Annotated in this window: 26 protein-coding genes, 2 tRNA genes and 1 pseudogene; 22 read left to right on the forward strand and 7 right to left on the reverse strand. The window is 52.8% G+C overall.

Annotated features, from left to right (window positions below; all coding sequences use genetic code 11):
- The first annotated feature begins 2 nt into the window (after positions 1-2).
- Positions 3-185 (forward strand): hypothetical protein, encoded by a 183-nt coding sequence (locus NYE48_RS07930; RefSeq protein WP_340997915.1) that lies wholly within the window; start codon positions 3-5, stop codon positions 183-185.
- 88 nt (positions 186-273) lie between these two features.
- A tRNA-Leu gene (locus NYE48_RS07935) sits at positions 274-358 on the forward strand.
- Between the two features lie 181 nt (positions 359-539).
- Here NYE48_RS07935 and rplD read toward each other — a convergent pair.
- The 3 genes and pseudogenes from rplD to NYE48_RS07950 form a co-directional block, all read right to left on the reverse strand.
- A pseudogene (gene rplD / locus NYE48_RS07940) lies at positions 540-1112 on the reverse strand (50S ribosomal protein L4); the annotation flags it as partial.
- A complete protein-coding gene (locus NYE48_RS07945; RefSeq protein WP_212951357.1) occupies positions 1113-1376 on the reverse strand; it encodes a CD3324 family protein in 264 nt (87 codons plus the stop codon). It lies immediately after the preceding pseudogene.
- Between the two features lie 181 nt (positions 1377-1557).
- A complete protein-coding gene (locus tag NYE48_RS07950; protein ID WP_340997917.1) occupies positions 1558-2595 on the reverse strand; it encodes a Cfr family 23S rRNA (adenine(2503)-C(8))-methyltransferase in 1038 nt (345 codons plus the stop codon).
- 711 nt (positions 2596-3306) lie between these two features.
- Here NYE48_RS07950 and NYE48_RS07955 point away from each other — a divergent pair.
- The 11 genes from NYE48_RS07955 (at position 3307) to NYE48_RS08005 (ending at position 12223) form a co-directional block, all read left to right on the forward strand.
- Positions 3307-3391 (forward strand) — tRNA-Leu (locus NYE48_RS07955).
- 199 nt (positions 3392-3590) lie between these two features.
- Positions 3591-4211, forward strand: a complete 621-nt coding sequence (locus NYE48_RS07960; protein WP_340997919.1) for a PadR family transcriptional regulator — start codon at positions 3591-3593, stop codon at positions 4209-4211.
- 33 nt (positions 4212-4244) lie between these two features.
- Entirely contained in the window at positions 4245-5879 is a 1635-nt protein-coding gene (locus NYE48_RS07965; RefSeq protein ID WP_340997923.1) for an FAD-dependent monooxygenase, read from the forward strand.
- A gap of 32 nt (positions 5880-5911) precedes the next feature.
- Positions 5912-6343, forward strand: a complete 432-nt coding sequence (locus NYE48_RS07970; protein WP_340997924.1) for an SRPBCC family protein — start codon at positions 5912-5914, stop codon at positions 6341-6343.
- A gap of 555 nt (positions 6344-6898) precedes the next feature.
- Complete coding sequence (locus NYE48_RS07975; protein ID WP_340997925.1) at positions 6899-7378, forward strand: MarR family transcriptional regulator; 480 nt, start codon at positions 6899-6901, stop codon at positions 7376-7378.
- A gap of 102 nt (positions 7379-7480) precedes the next feature.
- Positions 7481-9016: a monooxygenase gene (locus NYE48_RS07980; RefSeq protein WP_340997926.1), complete on the forward strand. Its 1536-nt coding sequence runs from the start codon at positions 7481-7483 to the stop codon at positions 9014-9016.
- A gap of 1 nt (position 9017) precedes the next feature.
- Positions 9018-9593, forward strand: a complete 576-nt coding sequence (locus NYE48_RS07985; protein ID WP_036706593.1) for a nitroreductase family protein — start codon at positions 9018-9020, stop codon at positions 9591-9593.
- A 4-nt stretch (positions 9594-9597) separates the two neighbouring features.
- On the forward strand, positions 9598-10083 hold the full coding sequence (locus NYE48_RS07990; RefSeq protein ID WP_052146780.1) for a hypothetical protein: 486 nt from the start codon (positions 9598-9600) through the stop codon (positions 10081-10083).
- Between the two features lie 224 nt (positions 10084-10307).
- Positions 10308-11015 carry a TetR/AcrR family transcriptional regulator gene (locus tag NYE48_RS07995; RefSeq protein ID WP_340997928.1) on the forward strand — a complete coding sequence of 236 codons (708 nt, stop codon included), beginning with the start codon at positions 10308-10310 and terminating at the stop codon, positions 11013-11015.
- 37 nt (positions 11016-11052) lie between these two features.
- Positions 11053-11457, forward strand: coding sequence for a hypothetical protein (locus tag NYE48_RS08000; protein WP_340997930.1), 405 nt, complete (start codon positions 11053-11055; stop codon positions 11455-11457).
- 16 nt (positions 11458-11473) lie between these two features.
- Positions 11474-12223 carry a hypothetical protein gene (locus tag NYE48_RS08005; RefSeq protein WP_340997932.1) on the forward strand — a complete coding sequence of 250 codons (750 nt, stop codon included), beginning with the start codon at positions 11474-11476 and terminating at the stop codon, positions 12221-12223.
- 100 nt (positions 12224-12323) lie between these two features.
- Here the strand turns inward: NYE48_RS08005 and NYE48_RS08010 are convergent, their stop codons facing one another.
- On the reverse strand, positions 12324-13229 hold the full coding sequence (locus tag NYE48_RS08010) for a LysR family transcriptional regulator (protein WP_340997935.1): 906 nt from the start codon (positions 13227-13229) through the stop codon (positions 12324-12326).
- A gap of 207 nt (positions 13230-13436) precedes the next feature.
- Between NYE48_RS08010 and NYE48_RS08015 the strand changes: the two genes are divergently transcribed.
- The 4 genes from NYE48_RS08015 to pstB all read left to right on the forward strand — a co-directional run bounded on the left by NYE48_RS08015 (position 13437) and on the right by pstB (position 17047).
- On the forward strand, positions 13437-14360 hold the full coding sequence (locus NYE48_RS08015; protein WP_036706840.1) for a phosphate ABC transporter substrate-binding protein: 924 nt from the start codon (positions 13437-13439) through the stop codon (positions 14358-14360).
- A gap of 85 nt (positions 14361-14445) precedes the next feature.
- Entirely contained in the window at positions 14446-15381 is a 936-nt protein-coding gene (gene pstC, locus NYE48_RS08020) for a phosphate ABC transporter permease subunit PstC (RefSeq protein ID WP_036706604.1), read from the forward strand.
- On the forward strand, positions 15378-16274 hold the full coding sequence (gene pstA / locus NYE48_RS08025) for a phosphate ABC transporter permease PstA (protein ID WP_036706608.1): 897 nt from the start codon (positions 15378-15380) through the stop codon (positions 16272-16274). The genes pstC and pstA overlap by 4 nt, the downstream gene beginning before the upstream one ends.
- Positions 16275-16288: 14 nt before the next feature.
- Positions 16289-17047, forward strand: a complete 759-nt coding sequence (pstB, locus tag NYE48_RS08030; protein WP_212951375.1) for a phosphate ABC transporter ATP-binding protein PstB — start codon at positions 16289-16291, stop codon at positions 17045-17047.
- 100 nt (positions 17048-17147) lie between these two features.
- On the opposite strand, the gene NYE48_RS08035 is transcribed toward pstB, so the two are convergent.
- From NYE48_RS08035 to NYE48_RS08045, 3 genes are all read right to left on the reverse strand, one after another.
- On the reverse strand, positions 17148-17570 hold the full coding sequence (locus NYE48_RS08035) for a universal stress protein (RefSeq protein ID WP_340997941.1): 423 nt from the start codon (positions 17568-17570) through the stop codon (positions 17148-17150).
- A 15-nt stretch (positions 17571-17585) separates the two neighbouring features.
- Positions 17586-18803 carry an MFS transporter gene (locus NYE48_RS08040; RefSeq protein WP_340997943.1) on the reverse strand — a complete coding sequence of 406 codons (1218 nt, stop codon included), beginning with the start codon at positions 18801-18803 and terminating at the stop codon, positions 17586-17588.
- A gap of 501 nt (positions 18804-19304) precedes the next feature.
- The gene (locus NYE48_RS08045) at positions 19305-19892 is read right to left on the reverse strand and encodes a helix-turn-helix domain-containing protein (RefSeq protein WP_036706618.1); all 588 of its coding nucleotides are present in this window, start codon (positions 19890-19892) and stop codon (positions 19305-19307) included.
- 346 nt (positions 19893-20238) lie between these two features.
- On the opposite strand from NYE48_RS08045, the gene NYE48_RS08050 reads away from it, so the two are divergent.
- The 5 genes from NYE48_RS08050 (at position 20239) to NYE48_RS08070 (ending at position 23553) form a co-directional block, all read left to right on the forward strand.
- Positions 20239-21381: a polysaccharide deacetylase family protein gene (locus tag NYE48_RS08050; RefSeq protein ID WP_340997946.1), complete on the forward strand. Its 1143-nt coding sequence runs from the start codon at positions 20239-20241 to the stop codon at positions 21379-21381.
- Between the two features lie 151 nt (positions 21382-21532).
- The gene (locus tag NYE48_RS08055; protein ID WP_340997948.1) at positions 21533-21958 is read left to right on the forward strand and encodes a phage holin family protein; all 426 of its coding nucleotides are present in this window, start codon (positions 21533-21535) and stop codon (positions 21956-21958) included.
- A gap of 87 nt (positions 21959-22045) precedes the next feature.
- Positions 22046-22333: a Dabb family protein gene (locus tag NYE48_RS08060; protein ID WP_036706623.1), complete on the forward strand. Its 288-nt coding sequence runs from the start codon at positions 22046-22048 to the stop codon at positions 22331-22333.
- A gap of 155 nt (positions 22334-22488) precedes the next feature.
- Entirely contained in the window at positions 22489-22914 is a 426-nt protein-coding gene (locus NYE48_RS08065; protein WP_340997950.1) for a DUF86 domain-containing protein, read from the forward strand.
- Positions 22915-23103: 189 nt separating this feature from the next.
- Entirely contained in the window at positions 23104-23553 is a 450-nt protein-coding gene (locus NYE48_RS08070; RefSeq protein WP_036706628.1) for a DUF948 domain-containing protein, read from the forward strand.
- Positions 23554-23560: the final 7 nt, after the last annotated feature.

Raw genomic sequence — 23560 nt, forward strand, 5'->3', positions numbered from 1 at the left:
TAATGATAAACATCGGAAAATACCGCAGTCATGTTTTGCGTTATTGGGTCACGAACATGGGGCATGTCCGGAAAGAGCCGCCGGAACGGGGGCTTTGCGCGGATGTGCCCGTGTTTTTTCGGGGAGGGCCGGGGCATTTGCGGAGGACGAAATTGGCGTCTTTTATTCTCGAAAACTTTTTTTAACAAAATGCTTGACGATGAGAGGCTTGTCATGATATGATCTATCTTGTCGCCGCGAAAGAATGCTTTCGACGAAGACGATGACCGATATGCGGTCGTGGCGGAATTGGCAGACGCGCACGGTTCAGGTCCGTGTGGGCTAACCCCCCGTGGAGGTTCGAGTCCTCTCGACCGCATTACATCAGAAAAAGCTCGCAGATTGCTTTTATAGCCGTTTGCGAGCTTTTTTGTATCGAGCTTTTTTGTATTTTGATCATGAAGTTGTTGTTCTCTACCAGGGCAGAAGGGACTTTGAAACGGTCATAGAGCTTAGAAGTCATGAGTACGGATTCAAATCATGCATGGTATTTGCCTCATTTACGAGTACATTTCCGTGATCATCGTGACGGCTTCTTTGGCGATGATGAATCGATCGCATTTCAGAATTTGGTATACGTTGAGGGAATCGGCTGCGGCCGTTTCCACGCCAGGGATGTTATTGGCGCTCTTCATCACAATGTTATCGATAGTAGGCGTAACGATCAGCGCCTTTTTATCCGCCCCAAGAGCATGAAGCATAGCTACGATGGTCTTCGTCCTGTAATGTTCCAACTTGATCTCGTCGACGACAATGAATTCTTTGTTTTGGACCTTGCTGGACAATGCCGATTTTAGAGCGAGCCGCTTCACCTTTTTATTGAGCTTGTAGCTGTAGTCCCGGGGTTTGGGAGCAAACACGACTCCTCCGCCTCGCCAATGCGGCATGCGAATCGAACCCGCTCTAGACCGATCGATTTTGTTTTGCTTATACGGTTTTCTGCCGCCGCCCCTAACTTCACCGCGTGTTAATGCAGATTGCGTTCCTCTGCGTTTATTTGCCAGGTAATTGACAACGGCTTCATGCATAACCGGTTCATGGGGAACGATGCCGAAAATGGATGCTTCAAGTTTTTATTTGCTGTAAATGATTTTTCGGATGGCATAAACCGAAAGGCAGTAAGATTCTGCGAGTTCTTGAATCGAAGCACCGCAAGCGTAAGCGTGCATGATGTCCCGGTTTCGCCGATCGATTTCCTCCCGGGAACCGGATAATTCCCCCCAATGTTTGTGTTGATCCTTGATTGCCGGAATATAAAGGTACTCGCCTTGCACAAAATTTTGCAACTTTTCGACCAATTCTTTGGGGAGAATCGCGTTCGCGTTAATATATCTCATGAAGACCCACTCCTTGAATTCATATCCTATCTCAAGCAGCAAAGCCAGCATGATTGGTGATGACGTTATTCCATGCAAATATCACCAAATATCTGTCTTTGCATGGAATTGAACATGGGTGATTGCAAGGTTGTGACGAGACATCATTCATTCTCCTTGATCGATATGTTTTCGTGCTAACTCATTGACTGTCGTGACCGTATAGTTGACCGCATGCTGCATCAATGTCCGTTCCGAATTGGGTTCGCACAGTGACCTTGATTCCTTGGAATTTTAAAATCCCGGCAAACTTTCGAACCCGGTCTTTGTCCGATTGGCGAAAGCTTTCGGGCGTCACGTCGGTTGAATTGTAGGGGATCAAATTGACATGGTATAAATGTTCCCAAGGACCTCTGTCCCTTAGCAAAGCAGCGATGGCTTCCGCATGTTCATTTGAATCGTTTTGTCCCCGGAGCAAGATATACGCAATATATACTTTTCTGCCTGTCTCCCCAATATGCTGATCCAACTTGTTCAACACGTCATGAAGCGGAAAGCGGTTGTTAATGGGCATGAGCTCGCTCCGCTGTTCGTCGAACGGAGAGTGCAGCGAAAAGGTCAGGTTCACCTGCGGAAATTCCTTTGTCAAACGATCGATCCCGGGCAAAATGCCGATGGTCGAAACGGTAATTCGCCGGTGCCCCAAGCCGAAGGTCCGGGGGTCCGTTAGAATCTTAAGCGCGTCGAAAATATAAGGATTGGCCAGCGCCTCACCCATGCCCATAAACGAAACGCTGTCCAGGGCTTCGCCCTGCAAATGAAAGTATAACAATTGGTCGGTAATTTCATCGGCGGTCAGATTTCGTTTCAGTCCGATCGTGCCTGTGGCACAGAAGCGGCAACCGTATCCGCATCCGCACTGGCTGGAAATGCAGTATGATTTCCATCCGCGCTCATAGCTTAGTTGAACCGCTTCGATGCGTTCGCCGCCTTCAATGGAAAAAAGCACTTTATTCACTTGGCTGGACGTCTTTTGCAGGACAGGGGTTAGGTTCAACACGTGTTCGCCAAGGTTTTTGATCAGTTCGTTTCTTATTCCCTTGGGCAGGATGGTCATTCTGTCATATTCACCGATTTTTTGCTTGAAGATCGCATCCGCGATTTGTTGAAACCGATAGGCGGGCTGCTTCAATTCGGTCAATATCCGTTGAATCATTTCGTATTTTGAAGTTGATTTCATGTTTTTTTCTCCTCTTGGGCCGGAGAACAAGCCTAAAGCACCGGTAAAGGATGCTTCACGCCAACATTAACCAACTATATGACAATCCGTGATGCTTGCAGCTTCGGCCGCTACGTGCATCGATCGATAGATGGATAACGCTCCGGCATCCGTTTCATATGTTCGTGAACCGTACCAACGGACAATGAACGATTCACACGATTGTTTACGACCTCAAACATGTATTTCAGCCTCCTCATCAACTGGCGATATTTTTGCTAAATCAGATCACTTTCTCGAAAAAAACAAAGAGCCGCAAGAAAGTTACCTTTCCCGCAGCTCAAACAAATACAACATCTAACCCCATGAATGGATTAGATCCGGTTATTGAATGGAGCGAAAAGAATAAGTAACTTTCTTGCTTAACAACAAATAAAACAATCTTGTTTTATCATCGTAAATAAGCAAGAAATATTACATTATTCCCATCATCTCCCCGAATGAAATTACCAGCATTGTAGCACAACCCGTTTCGCTTTTCAACTTGGCATCTCGTCCATGCGCTGAGCGATCGAATTGGCGGTTGAAATGGCTGCGAGCTGCAACTTCCGGAGCGCCAAGGCTTGTCCACGTTTGAACTGATCATGCAAAAATAAAAAGATTATTGACACTATTAGAAAATGGGTATATTATATATTTTGTTGCTGCAAAACAATGCAACGATGGAAATATGCGGTCGTGGCGGAATTGGCAGACGCGCACGGTTCAGGTCCGTGTGGGCTAACCCCCCGTGGAGGTTCGAGTCCTCTCGACCGCATCACAATAAAAAGCCCTTGAATTGTCGAAAGACAAATTCAAGGGCTTTTTTGCGTATTCGGAGCGCGTGCGGAGATTGGATCGCCGGATGGCCGATCTCTCCAGCTCTTTTTGCCCGATCGCGCCCATTTTACAAAAAATTTCCATTGAGTGGACTTATTCAGTTGACACGTCATATTATTAATATTAATATTATGACTATGAAAAACAACACGATCAAAAAGTCGCCCGTCGCACTAGCCATTCTTTGTTTTCTGATCGAGGAGCCCATGCATCCTTACCGTATGCAGCAGCTCATTAAGGAGAGGGGGAAAGAAGAAGTCATCAACGTTCGCCACCGAACGAGCATTTACCAAACGATCGACCGGCTGCATCGGGACAACGCCATTGCGATCCAAGGAAAAAAAAAGAATGAAGGGAAGCCTGATTTAGTCGTTTACGAAATTACGGATTTAGGCCGAAATGCCGCTTATGCATGGATTCGGGAAATGATCTCGACGCCCGCCCAGGAGTTTTTGGAGTTTCCCGCCGCCGTATCTTTTCTTGCGCTGTTAACGCCGGAAGAGGTCGCATCGCTATTCGCCAAAAGATTGGGCACTCTTGAAGGCATGCTCGCCCGGCTCGAAGATCAGATGCAATCGGAAGCGGCGATAGGCCTGCCGCGTTTGTTTTTGCTGGAGACCGAATATCAGCGGGCGGTGCTTGCGGCTGAAATGGGCTGGCTCCAATCGGTGATCGCGGATATCCAAGCCGAAAAGCTGAAATGGAGCATGGAAGAACTGCGCGAGACAGCCCGGCGTTTGGAGCACGGCTTTGAATGAAAACCATTTTGGATCCGAAAGGACGGATGTTGGATGAATACACTCCTTGATCACTCCTCGTTTGATGAAACGGTTCCTGTCCTCGTGGTCGGAGGAAGCCTGGTGGGGCTTTCCTTCTCCCTTTTTCTGGCGCGCCAGGGAATACGGCCTTTGGTCGTCGAGCGTCATCCGGGAACGTCGATTCACCCGCGCGTTTCGAGCCTGACGGCCCGAACGCTGGAAATATTCCGCTCGGCCGGAATCGAAGATGAGATCCGCCGCGAAGAGCCTCCTTTCCCGCGGGAATTCGGCGTCATGTTCGTCGAAAGCTTGGCCGGACAAACGTTTGATAACCTGATGGAGGATATGAGCGCTTATTTTACGGATCTTAGTCCCGTGGAAGGAAACGGCATTGCCCAGGACCTGCTGGAGCCCGTCCTCCGGGAACAGGCCGAGCAAGCCGGCGCCCGTTTGCGATACAACACGGAAATGATCGACTTTGAAGCCGACGGGGACGGCGTTTCGGCCGTCATTCGCGATCGGATCAGCGGGGAAACGCGCACGGTTCGGGCGAAATATTTGGTTGGGGCCGATGGAAGCAAAAGCGGGATCCGCGCCAAATTAGGCATTGGCCAGCACGGGGAAGGGACGCTTTGCCATCTGGTCAGCATGGTTTTCGATGCGGATATTCATGAACTGTTTGCAAGCCAAAACGCGCATATGTGTTTTTTGGCCAACGATACGACAAGCGGGAGCCTTGTGCTGTACCCTGGAACGCACAGAAGACCGCATATGTACCGATTGGACGTCGTGTATGACCCGGAGGAGGAAAGCATCGCCGATTATCCGGAGGAACGATGCATAGAGCTCATTCGGGCAGCGATCGGAATTCCGGACATTCCCGTCACGCTCCATAAGGTGTTGACTTGGGAAATGGCTGCGCGCGTCGCGGACAGCTTCCAACAAGGCCGCATGTTTCTGGTCGGCGATTCGGCAAGGATTCAACCGCCAAGCGGCGGTTTGGGCGGCAACACCGGCATTGCCGAGGCACACAATCTCGCCTGGAAGCTGGCCGCGGTCTTGCGCGGGGAAGCCGGTCCGGATTTGCTGGGCACTTACGATGCGGAGCGGCGTCCCGTTGCGGATTACACGGCGGAGCAGGTCGTCATGTTGTCCCAACAGCGCGAACATGAAGGATCGGAAGGAATTACCGTCAACACCTTGCACGTCAATATGGGTTACCGTTATCCGGAAGGCGCCATCGTACCGGAATCCGGCGGGGCAAACCTCCCTAACGTGCAGTCGCCCGAGTTATGGACGGGGCAGCCGGGAACCCGCGCGGCGCACGTCGTTCTGGAGCGGGACGGTCAGACCTTTTCAACATTGGACCTGTTTGGTTCCCGGTTCGTGCTGCTCGTCGGCCCCGACGGGCAAAACTGGCTGGAGGCCGCTCAACTTGCCCAAGAGGCGCTCCATCTTCCGATGGATATCTATCGGATCGGCGGGGATGAAGGCGGGATCGGCAATCCCGGGAACGATTTTCTCGATGCTTACGGAATCGCCTCTGCGGGAGCGGTCATCGTGCGGCCGGACGGTTACATCGGATGGCGGAGCAAGGCTGCCGGAACGGACCTGGAAGAAATGGAACGAGTTTTAACGGGGGCCTTATCGACCATTCTCTTTCGTTAACCCCTGTACCCATGAAGGAAAGGAAGATGACCATGCTTACGTTTGAGCATACGGAAACCTATGATTATCCTGCCTCCGGCGTTTTTTCGCGTCTCATTGATCTGGAGGAACGGGCCGCCTGGATTAAAGGCATTATCGAAACCCGCGTGACGCCTGAAGGACCGGCCCGGGTCGGGACCGAATATTTCGAAAGCGGAAAATACTCGGGCTTCAAAAGCGAAAAAACGGTGGTCGTGACCGAACTTGTTCAGGATCAGTTGCTGATCTTGGAGACGGCTCCCCATGAAAAACAATCCTTTCGCGAAAGCTACCGTATTGAGCCGATCTCCGACGCGTCCTGCCGGGTTCATTTCGCCATTGAAGTCGGCAACGTGCCGAAGGTGGCCGAGTTTTTTATGCGCCAATCGATGAAAAAGGAGCTGCCGCAAACCGCAGCCGGTTTGAAAGCGGTCCTCCAGGACTGACAAAAAGCTATTTTTCACTTATTTATCTTAATAATTAAGATAGTTCGAGACAAAAATCCGACAAAGGCGACAGGGCGGCGTTCGCTCGTCACAATGAAAAAGGCTTGCAGATGGCTATTAGGCTTGTTTGCAAGCCTTTTTTCGCTGGCCCATAGCCGCAGATGATTCGATGGCAGGCGCTCGGAAAGCGGCTGGCGGATCTCCCGCGCCATGGACCGGCAACTCGAACATAATGGGTTTATGAGCCGCCGGCATTTGGTCGAGCGATCTCACGCCCCGGGAACGAGTTGACAAAGAAAAAAACAAAACATAAAATAAAATTGTTTCATATGAATAAATATTTTGATGATACGCCTGTAATTCCTTTTATTTAAGCAATTTATATTTATTCTCGGGAAACAATAATGAAATATTAAGGGGGGTTGTCCATGGTCTGAAAACTGAATTAGCCGTTTCATTCACGGCTGAAATTCCTTCGGTTTGCTCATATTGTTTCGTGTGAAACTAATTTTAGATATAATGAAGAAAAAATGAGTTTGAGGAGCTTGCCAAATCATGAACGATACGAACCGGATGGTCAAAATTGCGATCCATGACAATTTCATTCGATTCCTTGAGCAAAAGGAACAATATGAGAACCGGGAAACCGCCGTTTTTCTGGAGGAACTCCGGAAAACGATCGAAGTGGAATCCTCCCTGAACATGACGGAGCTGCACACCATCGCATGCATTGGGGAGCAGGAGCCGATCAATGTCACTTCGATCGCCGAAAAGATGAATCTAAGCAAAGGGAACACCTCGAAAATTACCAATAAGTTATTGAACGCAGGCTGGGTACGCAAGACGCAGCTCAACGATAACAAAAAAGAAGTGTATTTCCGGCTCACGACGGCCGGGAAAAAGCTTTTTGCCCTTCATGATGAACTTCATCGCAAGGAACAGCAGAGGATGTACGAGTTTTTGGATAAATACAGCGAATCCGAACTTGATTTTATAAAGCGGCTGTTGGGAGATCTGTCGGACTTCTATCGTTAAGGACAGCGGTAAAGACGCCGGTGGATCCATCCATGGCCTGGCGAGGCTGGTTTTTGTCGCTTTCATCTTCCAAGTTCGGGTTTGGGGAAAGAGGTCATGGCTATGGATTATGATGTGATACTGATCGGCGGAGGACCCGTTGGCATGATGCTGGCAGGAGAGTTGGCTTTGGCCGGCGTCAACGTCTGCATACTGGAACGATTAAAAAGCGCCACGCCGTTTTCGCGCGCGCTTACCGTTCATCCGCGAACGCTTGAAATCATGGATATGCGCGGCTTGAAATCGAAGCTGCTGGATAGAGGGCGCCGTTTGCCGATGGGGCATTTTGCCTCATTGGATACGCCCTTGGACTTTTCGGTGTTGGATTCTTCCTCCAATCACACCCTATTTTTGCCGCAAAGCGAAACGGAAGAAGTGCTGGAGCAACGGGCGCTGGACTTGGGCGTAGAAATACGGAGGGAAACGGAAGCTTTATCCGTGCATCAGGATGAGGAAGGCGTTGCCGTGCGCATGTCGGGCCCTCAGGGGGAGGGGACGCTCAGAGCCGCGTACGTCGTCGGCACGGACGGGGCCAAAAGTCTGGTCCGAAAACAAGCGGGCATACCGTTCGAGGGCCACGACGCGACGTTTATGGCTATTTTGGCGGATGCCGCCCTTCCCGGCCTTCCGCCGATGAGCGTTGTCTCCCGCATGGGTGAGAAGGGAATCGTATCGATTTTCCCTATCGATTCGACGACTTATCGAATCCTAATGCTGGATCCGGAAAGATCGTCTGCATCCAAACACGAGCGGGTTACGTTGGAAGAATTGCGATCGTCGCTGATGCGGACGGCGGGAAGCGATTTTGGGCTGGCTGAAGCGAAGTGGGCGTCGCGTTTCGGGAATGCCACGCGGCAAGCGAGCCGCTATCGGGACAATCGGCTGTTTCTCGCGGGAGATGCCGCACGTATTCATTTTCCGGCGGGAGGGCAGGGGATGAATGTCGGCCTTCAAGAAGCGGTGAACCTGGGATGGAAACTCGCCGGAGCGGTTCAAGGCTGGGCGCCGGAGTGGCTGCTCGACAGCTATCACGCAGAGCGTTTTCCTTGGGGCACGGCGATGCTGAGCAATACGGAAGCGCAGTTTACGCTGATGGATACGAGTCCCGGCGTCATGGAACTCCGGAGCATCATGTCCAAACTTCTTCTTCATCCGGAGGTGAACCGTCAGATGGCGGAGCAAATTTCCGCCTTCAATGTCCACTACGCGCCCGATGACCAAGCGCCGTACCATGCTTTAAACGGGAAGCGTTCGACAGAATTGATTCTGCGGCTGAAAGACGGCGATTTGGCCAGCACGTATCAACTGCTCCGGTCAGGCAAGTTTCTTTTGCTGCATCTGTCTTCGGACGTGAAAAACAGCGGGGAGTGGGATCGTTATGGGCATCTTCAAGTGATCGAAGCTTCATTGGCGGCGAAAGCGCCCCATTGGGACGATGTTCATACCGCTTTGATCCGTCCGGACGGCCATATCGCCTGGGCGGTGCCCGTGTCGGACCCGGATCCGGCAGGCGCGATCAGGGACGGCGTCGTTCGTTGGGCAGGGGAAATGAGCAGCTTGACGGGCGGTTCGGGCGAACAAAAGCCGGGGGGGAAATAAAATGGATTTCATGAAGACGATCCAGGAGCGCAGAAGCATCCGCAGGTTTCGTTCCTCCCCCGTGGACCCGGAGCTGGTGTTCACATTGCTCCGCGAAGCGCAGCAGCTGTATTCATCCGGGGAGGCCGCGGCTTTCCGGTGCGTGTATGCGGGAACGCCGGATTCCAGGGAGCGTCTGGCCGCCTGCATGCTGGAGCCCATGGTGAAGAACAGGCTGGTCAAATGGCTGCCGGAGAAAGTACGGGATTTCGGCCGGAAAAGGGTCACCGATATACCGGGCCATCTTGCCGTCATTGCCGTCACCGGTCCGGACAGGAGGGAAAGCGACCTGAATTATGCTGCGGTTTGCGGGATCATGCAAAATTTTCAGCTTGTGGCCTGGCAGCGGCGGCTTGGAGTGCTGTGGGACACGGAACCGATGATCCAAAGCAAGGAGTTATTCGATCTGTTCCAAATGAAGCCCGAAGAGAGGCTTGTCGGGATTTTTCACCTCGGATTTTTCGATAAAATGCCGAAAGCCAGGGCAAGGACGCGAGCGGAAAAGAAATGGACCGTTTTGTCGGGAGGAGGAGGGTGACTTGTTGAATCATGCTAAAACCGGTTCCTGCGGAGTCCATTCATTAAAATATAGCGATAAATCCGTTTCGGAAAATCACGTACTGGATTTATTGAATGTAGCCGTATGGGCTCCGAACGACGGACTGCGGGAGCCTTGGCGTTTCATCTTCATGGGACCCGGCAGCACGGACATCATGCGCGGATTGCAGGAACAGGCTCCAGCCTACCTGGTATTGGTCGTAAAAGAAGAGCATGACCTTCATAAAAGGGAGGAAGATTTTGCGGCGACCTGCTGCCTTATGCAGAATTTTCGCCTGCTGGCGCGGGAAAACAATCTCCATGTCCGCATGACGATGAATGATTGGATCTATGACAGAACTTGTGCCGGGCGTTTGGGTGTCCAAAAAGATGAACGGATCGTTGCCGTTTTGGAAATGGGTTATCTAGAACCGACCGTTGAACCTGCAGCGGCAGGGCATATGCCGGACCTTACGTTTGAGTTGTTGTAAGAATTTTGGCATGTTTCCAGGGGTTCTCTGGCGATCCCGGTCCTTTCTCGGAAACAGGCTCGCAGACTGCTTTTAAAAGCAGCTTGCGAGCCTTTTGGCATTTCCGTTTGGATTTCCGGTCAATGTAGGTTAAAAATCCGTCTTTACTTTTGCTCGGCATATGGTATATATTGTTAGTGAGTTAGTCAGATAACTAACTTGATGAAAAAAAGGAGATCATACTCATGGCTAAACCGAATGTCGTTTCCAAGCAGGAGCTGATCGATGCAGCCAAACAGTGCATCGTGGAGCAGGGTTTGGAGAAATTGACTTTAAAAATGGTGGCGGAGCGCATTGGGGTGACGCAAGGAACGGTATATTATCATTTCCAGACGAAAGACCGGCTCATGCTGGACGTCGTCAAAGACGTATGCGAACGCTCATGGAATGAGTTCTCGGCTTTGCAGACCAAGGAGTTTGTCGTGCGGGAGGCGCTGGGAGAGGCCAAAGAACGGGGAGGGCCCGATTCTTTTTTTCACCGCTTGTTTCTATCGCTTGTCGTGTTCGGCCTGAAACATGAAGAAACGAGGAAGGAGCTCGGCGCCTTGATTTCGTTCGAAAACGGGGTGCTGGCGGAGAAGCTGCGGCAGCTTGCCTTCCCGGCACAAACGCCGCCTTTGGCGGAGCCTTCCGGGAGCGGGAAGCGGCCGAAAACGGACCCGCCGAATGGCGAAACTAGGCGCCATGACCGTCAGGAAGCCGATGCCGGAGCAGATGATGCGGATGTTCGCCTTATGGGCATGTCGTTCGAGGTGTGGGCCGTCGTCATTAACGCGATTTTTGACGGCTTGGCCGTGCAGAGCCTGGTGTCCCCCGAGCTGGACCGGGAAAAAGTGTTTGCGGAGCTGGGCGTTTTCTTTGAGCGTTTGCTTCGGAAGGCTGGAACGGACTAACATCTATTTTTGCATGGAAGGGAGCATGGGATTGGACATGTTTTCGGAAAAAATGGGATTGACGCTGTTGTTTTCGGTGCTGGTTTGGCTGGGGGCGACGCTGTTTTTCGTCTTTTTCGGACCGCTGGTGTTGGTCAGCCCGTACCGGCAAAATTTTTTGCCGCCGTTTCTTTTGCTGGAGGTCGCGACGGGCGTCGTGCTGTACGTCGTATTTGTCCTTTTTCGCCGATTCGATCCGAGTCCCTACGCGGCCGTAAGGCTTGGCGTGGTGGGCAGCGCCGTCGGTTTAATCCTGGACACGTTTGTGATATGGAATAAGGGCGTCTTTTTTGCGGGGTTGTCGGATGAACAGCTGCTGGCCTTCGTCATTTGGATGGCGTTTGCTTACGGGTTGTATTTGCTGCTGCCGCTGCTGACGGTCAAAAAGGGGACGCCGTTTTGAGAGGAGCCAAGGACGCATGCTGCGGAGCAGGGACGATATTTTACGGGATATAACGGAATTAATTTCACTTCATCAACGGGGGAAGCTTGGCGGCGAGAAGATGCCCGAGGACGAACACCCGCCCCTGGATCCATCTTCGGCGGCTAACTATCATTATTTTACGCTGCCGATGGCGCTGAATTATCAACGGAATTCGTATGCGCTTTGGGAGAGCGCTCACCGGACGTTTACCGATCCGGACACGATGGACGTGTTTGATCCGGCGTCGGCCGCTGCCATGGATGCGGAGGAGCTGCGGGAAAAGCTGCTGAAATATAAGGTCGCGCTTCAACCGAACAAGCAGCCCGCCGTCTGGCGGACGCTGTGCGTCACGATCGTGGATTTGCTGGACGGGGACTTGCGGAACCTTTTCCGCCAAAACGGGAATTCCGTCCTCCGGATCAAGCAGCATATCATGCGGCATAAAAAAAGCTTCCCTTATCTGGGCGGCGACAAAATCATGAACTACTGGCTGTACGTGATGGAACAGTACACGGACGTTGCCTTTCCGGATCGGGAATGCATTACGGTGGCACCCGACACCCATGTCCTTCAATCCAGCGTCAAACTCGGGGTCCTGACCGAGGAGGAAGCGGCCGCCCCGAAGGCCCGGGAGCTTGCGGCTTCCAGATGGGAAGAGCTGCTGCAGGGCAGCGGGCTGTGCCCGATCGACATTCATACGCCGATGTGGCTGTGGAGCCGGAGCAAATTTGCGGCGCCGGTTTAGAAATGTTGGCATCACATTTTGAATCGAAGCAGGGCTGTTTTTCTTCAATATAAGAAGGGGCGTCTCTCAAGATCCAAATGATCCGGGGAGATGCCCCTTATCAGTTTTCGGCTTGTTCCCGCACGTATTGGATAAACCTTTCGCAAACGGGCGAAGCCGGCTGATCGGCATGGTACGCAAGCACGCCGGTCACGGTTGGATCGGCCTGTCCGGGCAGCGGCAGCGAACGGAGCGCACCGGACGCAAGCTCCTCCCGGATGCCGGAAAGCGGGAACAGGCTGATGAATTCACCGGACCGCACCATGTTTTTTACGATTTCCGGCGAATCGGCCGCCGTCCGCTCCCAAAGATGGATCCCGGAAGCGGCCGCATACGCGCGCGCGTAGTCCGTCATAAACGCCCCCTCGCCGTGCTGCGCGAAAAACTGCTGGGCGATGAGCTTCTGCGTCACCGACTTGAGTCCGGCAAACGCATGTGTTCCGGAAAAAATAAGCTCGATGCGATCTTGGGAGAACTTTTCTTCTTTTACCGGCTTCTGCCCGTCAGGAGAACCCCCGGCTTCGGCATAATAAAACGCCAGATCGATCTCCTGGTTCAGCAGCCGCTCTTTGGCGAGGCGGGTGGGCGTGACGTTCAATTCGATTTGGACGCCCGGATGCAGGCTGCAAAAGCCGCTGATCAGCTCCGGAAGCACGTAAGACCCCATCATGCCGTCGGCCCCGATGTGCAAGCGCCCTTTGTTGAGATCCGCGTAATCCTGAACCGCTTTGCGGGCTTCCTGCGCCATCGCCGTCATTTTCACCGCATACGGATACAACGCCTTTCCGGCCTCGGTCAGCCAGATGCGGCCCCTTTTCGTCTCAAACAAGGCTACCCCCAGCTCTTCCTCCAGGCTTTTCATATGAAACGTCACGGTCGGCTGCTTCATATCCAGCTCCCGTGCCACGTCCGTCACTTTTTTCAGTTTCTCGATCAGAACGAGGATGTGCAATTTTAACAAATTCATGGGGGTCCCCCTGGTGATCATCAAATTCTTAACTACCATTATAGATTTATTCTATTTAATTATAAATAGATTATATATTTTTTTATTCTTCATTTTACAAAACGCAACATTTCATAAAACGATAGGGAACTACAATGAGTTTGTAGGCAGCCAAGAGAGCTGCCGGGAGATCACTCAAAAACAGGGGGAAACCAAAAGATGATCAAGATGAAAAAATCGCTTCTCATGCTGTGCACGTTGGCGCTGGTTGTTATGCTGGCCGCATGCGGCAGCAAAAATACCGAAGACACGAGCAGCGCTTCCGGAGCTGCGAAAGACGATAAATCCTCGGCCACGGAACTGAGCGGCTCGATCCTGGCGGTCGGCTCGACGGCGCTTCAACCGCTCGTCGAACAAGCTGCGCAAAAATTCATGGCGGAATCCCAATACTCCAAAATCCAGGTTCAAGTGCAAGGCGGCGGCAGCGGCACCGGTTTGACGCAAGTTGCAGGCGGGCAAGCCGACATCGGCAACTCCGACGTATTTGCGGAAGAAAAGCTGAAAGACGAAGCCAAAGACCTGGTTGACCATCAGGTGGCGGTTGTGGCCATGGCGGCGGTAACCAATCCGGACGTCGGCGTAGACAGCCTGACGAAGCAGCAGCTGGTCGATATTTTCACGGGTAAAGTCACGAACTGGAAAGAAGTCGGCGGCAAAGATGAAAAAATCGTCATCGTCAACCGTCCGGCAAGCTCCGGCACCCGCAAAACTTTCGAAAAATACGCGCTGGGTACTTCGACCGAAGATCTGAAAGGTTCCATCCAGGAAGAATCCTCCGGCACGGTCAAAAAAATCGTGGCTGAAAGCCCAGGGGCGATCGGTTACCTGGCACTCTCTTACCTGGACGACAAAGTGAAAGTGCTCAAATACGAAGGCGTGGAAGCAACGGTTGAAAACGTAACGTCCGGCAAATATCCGGTATGGGCTTACGAGCATATGTACACGAAAGGCGAACCTAAGCCTGAAGTCAAAGCATTCCTTGATTACATCGCTTCGGATGCCGTTCAAAACGGCGACGTCGTAGAGCTTGGCTACATTCCGGTCAGCAAAATGGAAGTCAAACGCGACGCCGAAGGCAACATTACGAAGTAAGCCCTGACCGGGCGCAAAACCTCATGGCAAGAAAGAGGCGAAAGGGAATTTCGCCTCTATTTTCACATTAGAAAGAAGGACAACGATGAAAACCATTGATGAAAGGCCTGTTCAAGTTCAGCCTGCGCGCGGCACCCGCTGGAAAAAACATCATGCTGAAGATGTCGCGGGCCGGAGCTATACGTTCATTTGCGCGGCTCTGCTCATTGTCATCATATTATCCATCGTCTATTTCGTCGCGTCCAAAGGACTTGCGACTTTCTTTCGCGATGGCGTCAGCCTGAGCGATTTTTTGTTCGGCACCACCTGGGACCCGGAAGGCAATAACGGCGAGCCGATGTACGGCGTGCTGCCGTTTATCTTCGGGTCGTTCGCCACGTCGCTGCTGGCTGCGCTGATCGCAAGCCCGCTCAGCATCTGCGCTTCGCTGTTCATGACCGAAATCGTGCCCGGCTGGGGCAAAAAGCTGCTGCAGCCCGTCATCGAGCTGCTCGCCGGCATCCCTTCGGTCGTTTACGGCTTTATCGGCCTGACCGTCGTCGTGCCTTTTTTGCGGAACGTGTTCCCCGGACAAGGGATCGGGATCGCGGCGGGTGCCATCGTTCTTTCCGTCATGATTTTGCCGACGATCACGAGCGTGGCGGCGGACGCGCTGGCGTCGCTGCCGCGCGGCCTGAAAGAGTCTTCGTTTGCGCTGGGGGCGACCCGCTGGCAGACGATCTCCAGAGTTATTTTGCCAACCGTTTTGCCTTCTATTCTGACGGGCGTCGTGCTGGGGATGGCTCGCGCCTTCGGCGAAGCGCTGGCCGTGCAGATGGTTATCGGCAACGCGCCGCATATTCCGCGGTCGCTGTTTGAATCGGCATCGACGCTTACGAGCGTCATTACGCTGGATATGGGCAACACCGTCATGGGATCCGCGCACAGCAACGCGCTGTGGAGCATGGCGCTTGCGCTGATGTTCATGACCTTCGTATTCGTTATGATCGTCCGGCTTTTGGAAAGGAGACATCGGATTTGAGAGCGAAACTGACCGACAAAATAGCAACTTTCTTCATCGTGGTGTTTTCCTTGTTGATCGTCGCGGTGCTTGTAGGCCTGATCGGCTTTATTCTGGTGCGGGGGCTCAGCCATATCGACTGGCATTTCCTGACCTCCGTTCCGCAAACGATCCGCGAAGGGGGCGGCATCGGCCCGCAGCTGTTCAACTCCTTGTTTTTGCTGGTTCTGACCCTGATCATTACGATTCCGCTCGGACTCGGCGCAGGGATTTACATGGCCGAATACGCGAAGCCGGGCAAAATCACCGGCACGATCCGGCTGGTCGTCGAAGTGTTGTCCTCGTTTCCGTCGATCGTGGTCGGTTTGTTCGGCCTGCTGCTGATCGTCAATACGTTCGGTTTCGGATTTTCGCTGTTCTCCGGCGCGCTGGTGCTGACGATTTTCAACCTGCCGCTGATGGTGCGGATTACGGAGCAGGCGTTCCGCAGCGTGCCGAAGGAGCAGAAGGAGGCGGGGCTTGCGCTCGGGCTGTCCAAATGGAAAATCATTTCCTCGGTCCTGTTCCCGGTGGCTCTTCCAAGCATCGTGACCGGTACGGTTTTGGCCGCCGGCAGGGTGTTCGGGGAAGCGGCAGCGCTGCTCTTTACGGCAGGGATGTCCACGCCGCGCCTGGATTTCACCAATTGGAACCCGCTTAGCCCGACGTCGCCGATCAATCCGTTCCGTCCGGCCGAAACGCTGGCCGTGCATATTTGGAAAATCAACAGCGAAGGCCTGGCGCCGGACGCGGCCCAAATCGCCGCAGGCGCATCGGCCGTGCTCGTCATTCTCGTGCTGCTGTTTAATCTGTTCGCTAGGTGGCTTGGCGGCGTGTTGTACAAAGCGATGACGGCATCCAAGCGCATGGGATAGGAGGGACATCATACATGAACAACGCAACGTTTCGAACAGAACATCTCAGCGTATTTTACGGGCAATACGAAGCGGTTAAAAATATCAGCCTGAGTTTCCCGGAAAAAAGCGTCACCGCCCTGATCGGTCCTTCGGGCTGCGGCAAATCGACGTTTTTGCGCTCCTTGAACCGGATGAACGACGAAATTTCCCAGGCCAAAATCAAAGGGCGCATCTGGATCGACGGGGTGGACATCAACGACCCGGGCACCGACGTCATTCAGCTTCGCCAAAAAATCGGCATGGTCTGGCAGAAGCCGAACCCGTTTTATAAATCCATTTACGAAAATATCGCCTTCGGGCCGAAATATCATGGCATCAAAAATAAAGCAGAGCTGGATGAAATCGTGGAGACAAGCCTGCGCAAAGCGGCGCTGTGGGACGAGGTCAAAGACCGCCTGAAGCAGTCGGCCTTGTCCTTGTCCGGCGGCCAGCAGCAACGTCTCTGCATCGCAAGGGCCTTATCTGTCAAACCGGGCATTTTGCTGCTCGACGAGCCGGCTTCGGCGCTCGACCCGGTATCGACGGCGAAAGTCGAGGAGCTGATTACAGACCTGAAAAAGGAACTCAGCATCGTCATCGTTACCCATAACATGCAGCAGGCGGCGCGCATTTCCGATTACACCGCGTATTTTTATTTGGGAAGCCTGATGGAGCATGATACGACGGAAAAAATCTTTACGAATCCCGAGCAGCAGATGACGCAGGATTACATTTCGGGAAGGTTTGGTTAATTGTTCTCCGCCGGAACCGCTGACCGCGCCAAAAAAAGGGTACCCCCAGGTTCGCTGAACCTTCGGGGATACCCTTTTTGGCATGCTCTTTTCGAACCCGCTATCTGACGATCATGACCGGACAGTGGGCATGCTGCACGACGCTGTGGCTGACGCTGCCGATCAGCAGTTCCGACATCAGGCCGATGCCCCGGCTGCCCATGACGATCAGGTCGGCGTGCTGCTCCTCGGCCGTTTTGCAAATGACGGAAGCGGGGTCTCCGGTTTTGGTGTACGTTTCGAAACCGATCCCCTGCTTGGAGAGGGATGCCGTGGCCGGAGCCAATACTTTTTCTCCTTCTTCCCGGATGTGCTCCTCCAAATCGATGCCTACAGGCGGCTCGTTGATGGAGATGGAGGGATTCACATGAAGAAGCGCCAGTTCCGGCACGTTTTTCAAGCTTTGCATGAGCCGTACGGCCGTATCCAGCGCGCGGCGGGCATGCTCGGAACCGTCAAGCGGCACGAGAATTCGATTATACATGAAGAGGACCTCCTTTTAATGGCCTTCCGCCCGGTCAACATGCTTCAGATGACGGCGGCTGGCAAGTAAAACGATGACACCAATAAATACCATCAATCCGCCAAAATAAAACGGCGTTTCGGCATGGTACCATTCCGAAAGCTTGCCGGCGAGCCAAGGAGAAACGGCGCCCCCAAGGAAACGGACGAAGCTGTATGCCGCGGAAGCGACGGAACGTTCCACCGGTGCAGCCTGCATGACGGCCGTCGTGATCAGCGTGTTGTTGATGCCGAGGAAAATGCCGGCCACGATGACGCAGACGATGACGGTTTTCGGCGAGTGGTTGTACGTGCCGATCCCCATGATGACGAGGACGATCGTAAACAGCGTAAGCACCGTGCAAATCGATTTCACGACGCTAAACCGTTTTTGCAGCTTCGGAGCGACAAATACGGACGTGAAGGCAAGCAGGATGCCCCATCCGAAGAAGACGTAACCGAGACCGTGCTCATCCAGTTCCATGACGTACGGAGAGTAGGCCATCAGCGTGAAAAAGCCGAAGTTGTACAGGAATGTGGTGATTCCGAGCGTCAGCAGGGCCGGATAGGACAGCGCCTTGAACGGGTCGGCCAGGGTGCTGGCTTTTTTCGGCTTCGGAATGGACGGAAGCATAAAGATGACGAAGATGAAAGCAAGAAGCATAAGGACCGCAACGCCGAAAAACGGTCCGCGCCAGCTGATGGAGCCGAGCTCCCCGCCAAGCAGCGGTCCGACCGAAATGCCGAGGCCAAGCGCGGCTTCGTACAGGATGATCGCTTTAGCCGTGCCGGACGTGGACAGGCCGACGATGGCGGACAAGGCGGTAGCGATAAACAGGGCGTTGCCCAGTCCCCAGCCTCCGCGGAAGCCGACGATTTGGCCGATCGTGTCCGAAAATCCCCCAAGCGCGGAGAAGATGATGATGAGCAAAATGCCGGTAAGCAATGTTTTTTTGATGCCGATCCGGCTGGAAATGACGCCGGTAATGAGCATGGCTACCCCGGTCACCAGGTTGTAGCTGGTAAACAGGAGGGACACCTGGCTTTTGCTGGCATGCAGCTGCGCGGCGATCGCAGGCAAAATCGGGTCGACGAGTCCGAGACCCATAAAAGAGATGACGCAGGCAAAGGCGATCGCCCATACCGCTTTGGGCTGGGAAAGCAGCCCGGCTTTCCTCTGTTCAAGTTCCAGAGGTTCGGTTGCGTTAGACTTCATGGAATACATTACCTCACTTTTTTCGTAAATGATTTTTCATTTTTCAGAAGTGCGCATCACAAGAAAACGGGGCTCCAAGGCTTTGCCGAGAAAAAAGGACCCCATTGCTCTTGTTCGGGCGCTTCGGTCCGTTTCCCCCCATCGAATGCGTGACCGAAAGCGCCGAGACGGTCCTTCGTCCGTTCCGCCCGGTCTGCATCGCCTTCATTTTTAAGATTTTATGGCAAATCCATTCGAGTTGCTTGTCGAGCGATTGCCGTCATGTGCGGGAAGCATGCCCGCGCTTATAAATCCGGCGACATCCATCATTTTAATCCTATATAACGTTAACGTCAACGTTAACTTTTGAATGAACGCCATTTGTGCGTGCCGTTTTTCTCCGGAGCTATTTGTTCGAAGCCGTAGTTAATATGCCCAAACGAAAACAGCTCTATAAGCCGGAAGGATTGCCGGATCATAGAGCTGTTTGCCAAGGGTTGGCTTGGTAAACGCCGTATTTGGTTAGTCTTCGTTTAAAACGCAGTCCGCAAACAGGATGAATTTCGGGATGCGGAAAAAAAGCTCGGCCCGGTCCTGAAAGCTTGGGGATGGCAGGGTTCCTTGGTGCAGCCATTTGCGAAACGTGCCGGGGTGGATGTCCATCCATTCGCTGACGTCGCTGACCGAAAGGTCATGGACCATGCAAAGCCCCGTTAAAATTTTGTTGTGGACAGGCGAACGGGTTAACGTTCTCCGCATAAATCTGGACGATGAAGGCTGACATATGATCGGGCTGCTCGAAGTAACGGAGCGGTTAAACAGGATATGGTGGGGATACCCGAGAAACTGGCACACTTTGTCCAGATTTTTTTTGCCGGGGATCCGGCCTTCATACACCCAGGCGCTGACGCTTCGGGAGGAGACGCCGAGCTCCTCGGCAAGCTGCGACAGCTTGATGTCGTTGACCATCAGCACCGCCAGCAACACCCGGTTGCGGATCTGGCAGCGGGAAGGCTTGCGGAAGCGTTTGACGCGAATGCCTTTTCCCAAATATTTGCGGTTGATCAGAGACCACGCCTGAATTGAATGCTGTTCTTGTTGTGTAGGCATATTTCCTCCGAAGATTTTTCTTCAAATTCTACATTTTAAAAGTCTTCTTTTCAATAGTAACTATCGCCCATTTTTATGCCTTTCTTCCTAGGGCGTTATGCGTTTTTCGACATTTGCAGGCTGTTGGTCACAAACGGGCTTCTATGAATCTCCTTCATTTCCTAATATTTACGAAAAGATGACAGCAATGGTTACTGAATTGAAATTGAAACGACCGGCGGAGTCGGGTACAATGCAGAGGAACTAGATTGCTAGATTCGAAGTTTGGATTTGAGGAAAATGGTTTAATAGATTCCTTGAGACTGCAAATCTATGCAAAATACGCGTAAAAGGTTGGTAGAGAGAAGTGAAAAAGGTTTTGCAATGCTCCAAATGGATGTTATCCCTGCTCCTGGTCTTCGGCTGCATTTTTTCCGCCGGACAAGGCAGCGCGTTTGCGGCGGGGAGTTCGGCGGGCGCCGCGACGTCGTCCGTATTCGTTGCCGTGAACGACACGCTGGTTACTTATCCAATGTCGCCCATCATACATAAAGGCACTTTATACGTTCCTTTGGTTCAAACGGCATCAGCCATGAATCTTACGGTGCAATACGCCAAGGGGAACGTGAAGCTGACCCATCGGGGCGGCGCTGCGGCGACGCTTCCGGCAGACGGCAAAAACACGCTCGTCAAAAACGGCAGAACGTTCATTTCGTTCCGGATTTTAAGCCAAAAGTTCGGGTTTGCGCTGTCGTATTTGCCGAAACAAAACCTGTACCGCGCAATAAACGGCGGGGCGGCGCTGACGGATGCGCAGCTGGCAAACAAATACGCCGGTTATATCCAGCAGCATAAGCCGAAGACGCCGACGCCGACGACCAAGCCGGCGGCAGGAGCGAGAACGATTTATATTACTTTTGACGACGGTCCGTCCCCGTATACGCCGCAGCTGCTCAATGTTTTGAAACAGTATAAGGTAAAAGCGACGTTTTTCATGCTCGGCAACCAAATCGCCCATCATCCCGCATCCGTGGCGCGCATCGTCAAGGAAGGGCACGGCGTAGGCTTGCACGGCATGACGCATCAGAAGAACAAGTTCTATGCATCGCCGGCTTCGGCGCTGAACGAAATGAACATGGACAATGCCAAACTGCACCAGGCCGCGAACGTGTACACGAAGCTGATCCGGGTGCCTTACGGCAGCAAACCGTATTTTACGAAAGCTTACCGCGACCAGACGGCTGCTTACGGTTATCGCCTGTGGGATTGGAACATCGACTCCAATGACTGGAGATACCAAAGCAACCCGCAAAAAATTTACGACAATGTCATGAGAGACGTCAAAAACATGAAGAAAAAAGGAGTCACCCCGATCGTCTTGTTCCACGACCAGCATGCAACGGTAACGATTTTGCCGAAGCTGATCAAGGCCATTCAGGCGGAAGGTTACACGTTTAAGCCGCTGACGAACGATATGAAGCCGATGAACTTCTGGAACGACGAACGATAATCTTGCATTTTTAAGACATAATATACCACAGCAGCATCCGCTACCTCGTGCGAATCTATGAAATAGGCCGGCAATCAAGGCGATCCGGCTTCGCAGAACGTGTCCTCCCTTCATAAGATATAGAAGATGATAGGAAGGGAGGCGCAGTTTTATGAATTCACTTGCCGTCAATAGCATCAGCGCGCTCGCCGGCAGTATTATCGCGATGGCATTCGGGGGATGGGATCCATTGCTGTGTTCTTTTTTGTTCACCATCGTGGTCGATTACGTGACCGGTTTGCTGGCTTCGATCAAGGAAGGATCCGGTTTGAAAAGCGACGTCGGCTTCTGGGGCTTGACGCGGAAGGCGCTTATGCTGGTGGTCATTGTTTTGGCCCATCAGATGGACGTGCTTCTTATGGGAGGGACCGATGTCCTCAAAACGGGAGCTATTTATTTCTATTTGGCGAACGAGCTGATATCGATCACGGAAAACTACGGACGGCTTGGACTGCCCATGCCCGACAAATTGCGGAGAATGATAGCGGTGCTGAAAAACAAAGACAGCGACAAAGAGAAGGACCCGCCGAAACGATAACCTCTCCCGGATGCTTCTCTTTCCCAAAGCGGGAGGATATGGTATATTTTTTTTGTAACCTTACGACTCGTACAAGGAGAACAGGCCATGATCAAGCATATCGTTTTCATTAAATTGCAAGACCGATCTCCGGAAAGCGTTGACAAAACGGCGGCCGTGTTGCGTGCCATGGAAGGGAAGATCCCGCAGCTGCGCGCGATCGAGGTAGGCGTTGACATCGTTCATTCGGAACGTTCGTTCGATATCGCCCTGGTGACCGAATTTGCTTCCCTGGACGATTTGCAGGCATACCAAGTGCATCCCGTCCATCAGGAAGTCATTCGCCATTTGAACGAAACGAAAGAATTATCCCTTAGCGTTGATTACGAAATCTAGCAGATAGGAAGTACGAATTATGAGCGATCTGGAATATCCAATGGAAACATTGTTCCTGCTTTTCGTATTTGTCGCAGCGATTTTCGTCATGTTTTTCTGGCTGAAGCGCCGCGGCAAAAAAGGCAAATAACATTCGCAGCTTGGAGGTACAAACCGTGTATTATGTAAATCAGGAGCAGATTCAGCTTCGTCTGGACGCGATTCCGGAAATTGCCGAAGCTCTCAAGCGGACGGCCGAAGCCTGGGATGGCAGCGTCATGCTCGGCATGGTTCAGGAACGGGCGCTGCATTTGGCGATCGAGGTCGTTACCGATGTCGGCAGTTATTTGATCGACGGCTTTATTATGCGGGATGCCAGCAGCTACGAAGATATTATGGAAATCAACCATGAAGAGAAGGTATTCGATGACGATATTTACCGCGTGCTTCGCGAGCTGGTCGGCCTCCGCAAGCCGTTGGTTCAGGAGTACTATTCCTGGAAACGCGCCGAGATTCACCCGCTCACGCCGGTGCTGCCGGACATTCTGGACCGATTTGCCGTTCAGGTGCGGGAATATATCCGGCAAGAGCTTGGACATTAATCGTCGTTTCTTAAAGCCTGCATGGACTGCTTAAGCCCATCCTGAAGACCGGATCGGGCTTGTTGTTTTTTCGCGGGCCGATTTTTTTTCGAAATACGCCTAGTCCTTTGTGTCAGGACAATCTCCCCGTGCTTATAATATCCTAACAAATGGGCATTAGCCCGTAAGGGTGAAGGGAGTGACACCGTCATGTCGGAATGGGGCGCCATAGGGTTTGCCTGCGGATTCGCGATATTCGCCGTTTTTGGGCTGATTCTGCTGCACACGATCCGGAGAGTGCTGCTTCGAACCGAGGATGTGCTTGGAAAAGCGGGGCATGAGATTTCGCAGCTTGCCGCCGAGTCCAAGGAGCTGCTTGCGCAGACCTCGGCGACGCTTTCGCAGCTGAAAGCCAGGACCGAGGAAGTCAAGCCGTTCTGCGAGTCGCTGAAGCTTGCGGGCGAAAGCCTGTCGAACACGGTCCAGCGGGCGGACGCCATTGCGCAGCTCGTGACCGATACGGCCATGGAACGCTTGGAAAAAGCGCGCCGGGAAAACGAGCTTCGTCTGGCGGAAGCTTTCCGGTGGCTGGATGCGGGGTTATCCGTATGGCAATCCATCAAACGGCAGTCGCCATCCCCTGCGGACGATGATGCCTGAGCGCAAA

The organism is Paenibacillus sp. FSL M7-1455, assembly GCF_038004655.1.
Taxonomy (GTDB): Bacteria; Bacillota; Bacilli; order Paenibacillales; family Paenibacillaceae; genus Paenibacillus_AQ; species Paenibacillus_AQ cookii.

Bases quoted from the DNA above. Each gene is read 5' to 3' on its own strand.
- NYE48_RS07960 (WP_340997919.1), top strand. From the start codon at position 3,591: ATGAAAAACAACACGATCAAAAAGTCGCCCGTCGCACTAGCCATTCTT.
- NYE48_RS08000 (WP_340997930.1), top strand. From the start codon at position 11,053: ATGTTTTCGGAAAAAATGGGATTGACGCTGTTGTTTTCGGTGCTGGTT.
- NYE48_RS07950 (WP_340997917.1), bottom strand. From the start codon at position 2,595: ATGAAATCAACTTCAAAATACGAAATGATTCAACGGATATTGACCGAA.
- NYE48_RS08045 (WP_036706618.1), bottom strand. From the start codon at position 19,892: ATGCCTACACAACAAGAACAGCATTCAATTCAGGCGTGGTCTCTGATC.
- NYE48_RS07945 (WP_212951357.1), bottom strand. From the start codon at position 1,376: ATGAGATATATTAACGCGAACGCGATTCTCCCCAAAGAATTGGTCGAA.
- NYE48_RS08035 (WP_340997941.1), bottom strand. From the start codon at position 17,570: ATGTATAATCGAATTCTCGTGCCGCTTGACGGTTCCGAGCATGCCCGC.
- NYE48_RS07930 (WP_340997915.1), top strand. From the start codon at position 3: ATGATAAACATCGGAAAATACCGCAGTCATGTTTTGCGTTATTGGGTC.
- NYE48_RS07975 (WP_340997925.1), top strand. From the start codon at position 6,899: ATGAACGATACGAACCGGATGGTCAAAATTGCGATCCATGACAATTTC.
- NYE48_RS08005 (WP_340997932.1), top strand. From the start codon at position 11,474: ATGCTGCGGAGCAGGGACGATATTTTACGGGATATAACGGAATTAATT.
- NYE48_RS08070 (WP_036706628.1), top strand. From the start codon at position 23,104: ATGTCGGAATGGGGCGCCATAGGGTTTGCCTGCGGATTCGCGATATTC.
- pstC (WP_036706604.1), top strand. From the start codon at position 14,446: ATGAAAACCATTGATGAAAGGCCTGTTCAAGTTCAGCCTGCGCGCGGC.
- NYE48_RS08010 (WP_340997935.1), bottom strand. From the start codon at position 13,229: ATGAATTTGTTAAAATTGCACATCCTCGTTCTGATCGAGAAACTGAAA.
- NYE48_RS07995 (WP_340997928.1), top strand. From the start codon at position 10,308: ATGGCTAAACCGAATGTCGTTTCCAAGCAGGAGCTGATCGATGCAGCC.
- NYE48_RS07980 (WP_340997926.1), top strand. From the start codon at position 7,481: ATGGATTATGATGTGATACTGATCGGCGGAGGACCCGTTGGCATGATG.
- NYE48_RS07965 (WP_340997923.1), top strand. From the start codon at position 4,245: ATGAATACACTCCTTGATCACTCCTCGTTTGATGAAACGGTTCCTGTC.
- NYE48_RS08040 (WP_340997943.1), bottom strand. From the start codon at position 18,803: ATGAAGTCTAACGCAACCGAACCTCTGGAACTTGAACAGAGGAAAGCC.
- NYE48_RS07985 (WP_036706593.1), top strand. From the start codon at position 9,018: ATGGATTTCATGAAGACGATCCAGGAGCGCAGAAGCATCCGCAGGTTT.
- pstB (WP_212951375.1), top strand. From the start codon at position 16,289: ATGAACAACGCAACGTTTCGAACAGAACATCTCAGCGTATTTTACGGG.
- NYE48_RS08060 (WP_036706623.1), top strand. From the start codon at position 22,046: ATGATCAAGCATATCGTTTTCATTAAATTGCAAGACCGATCTCCGGAA.
- NYE48_RS08015 (WP_036706840.1), top strand. From the start codon at position 13,437: ATGAAAAAATCGCTTCTCATGCTGTGCACGTTGGCGCTGGTTGTTATG.
- NYE48_RS07970 (WP_340997924.1), top strand. From the start codon at position 5,912: ATGCTTACGTTTGAGCATACGGAAACCTATGATTATCCTGCCTCCGGC.
- NYE48_RS08055 (WP_340997948.1), top strand. From the start codon at position 21,533: ATGAATTCACTTGCCGTCAATAGCATCAGCGCGCTCGCCGGCAGTATT.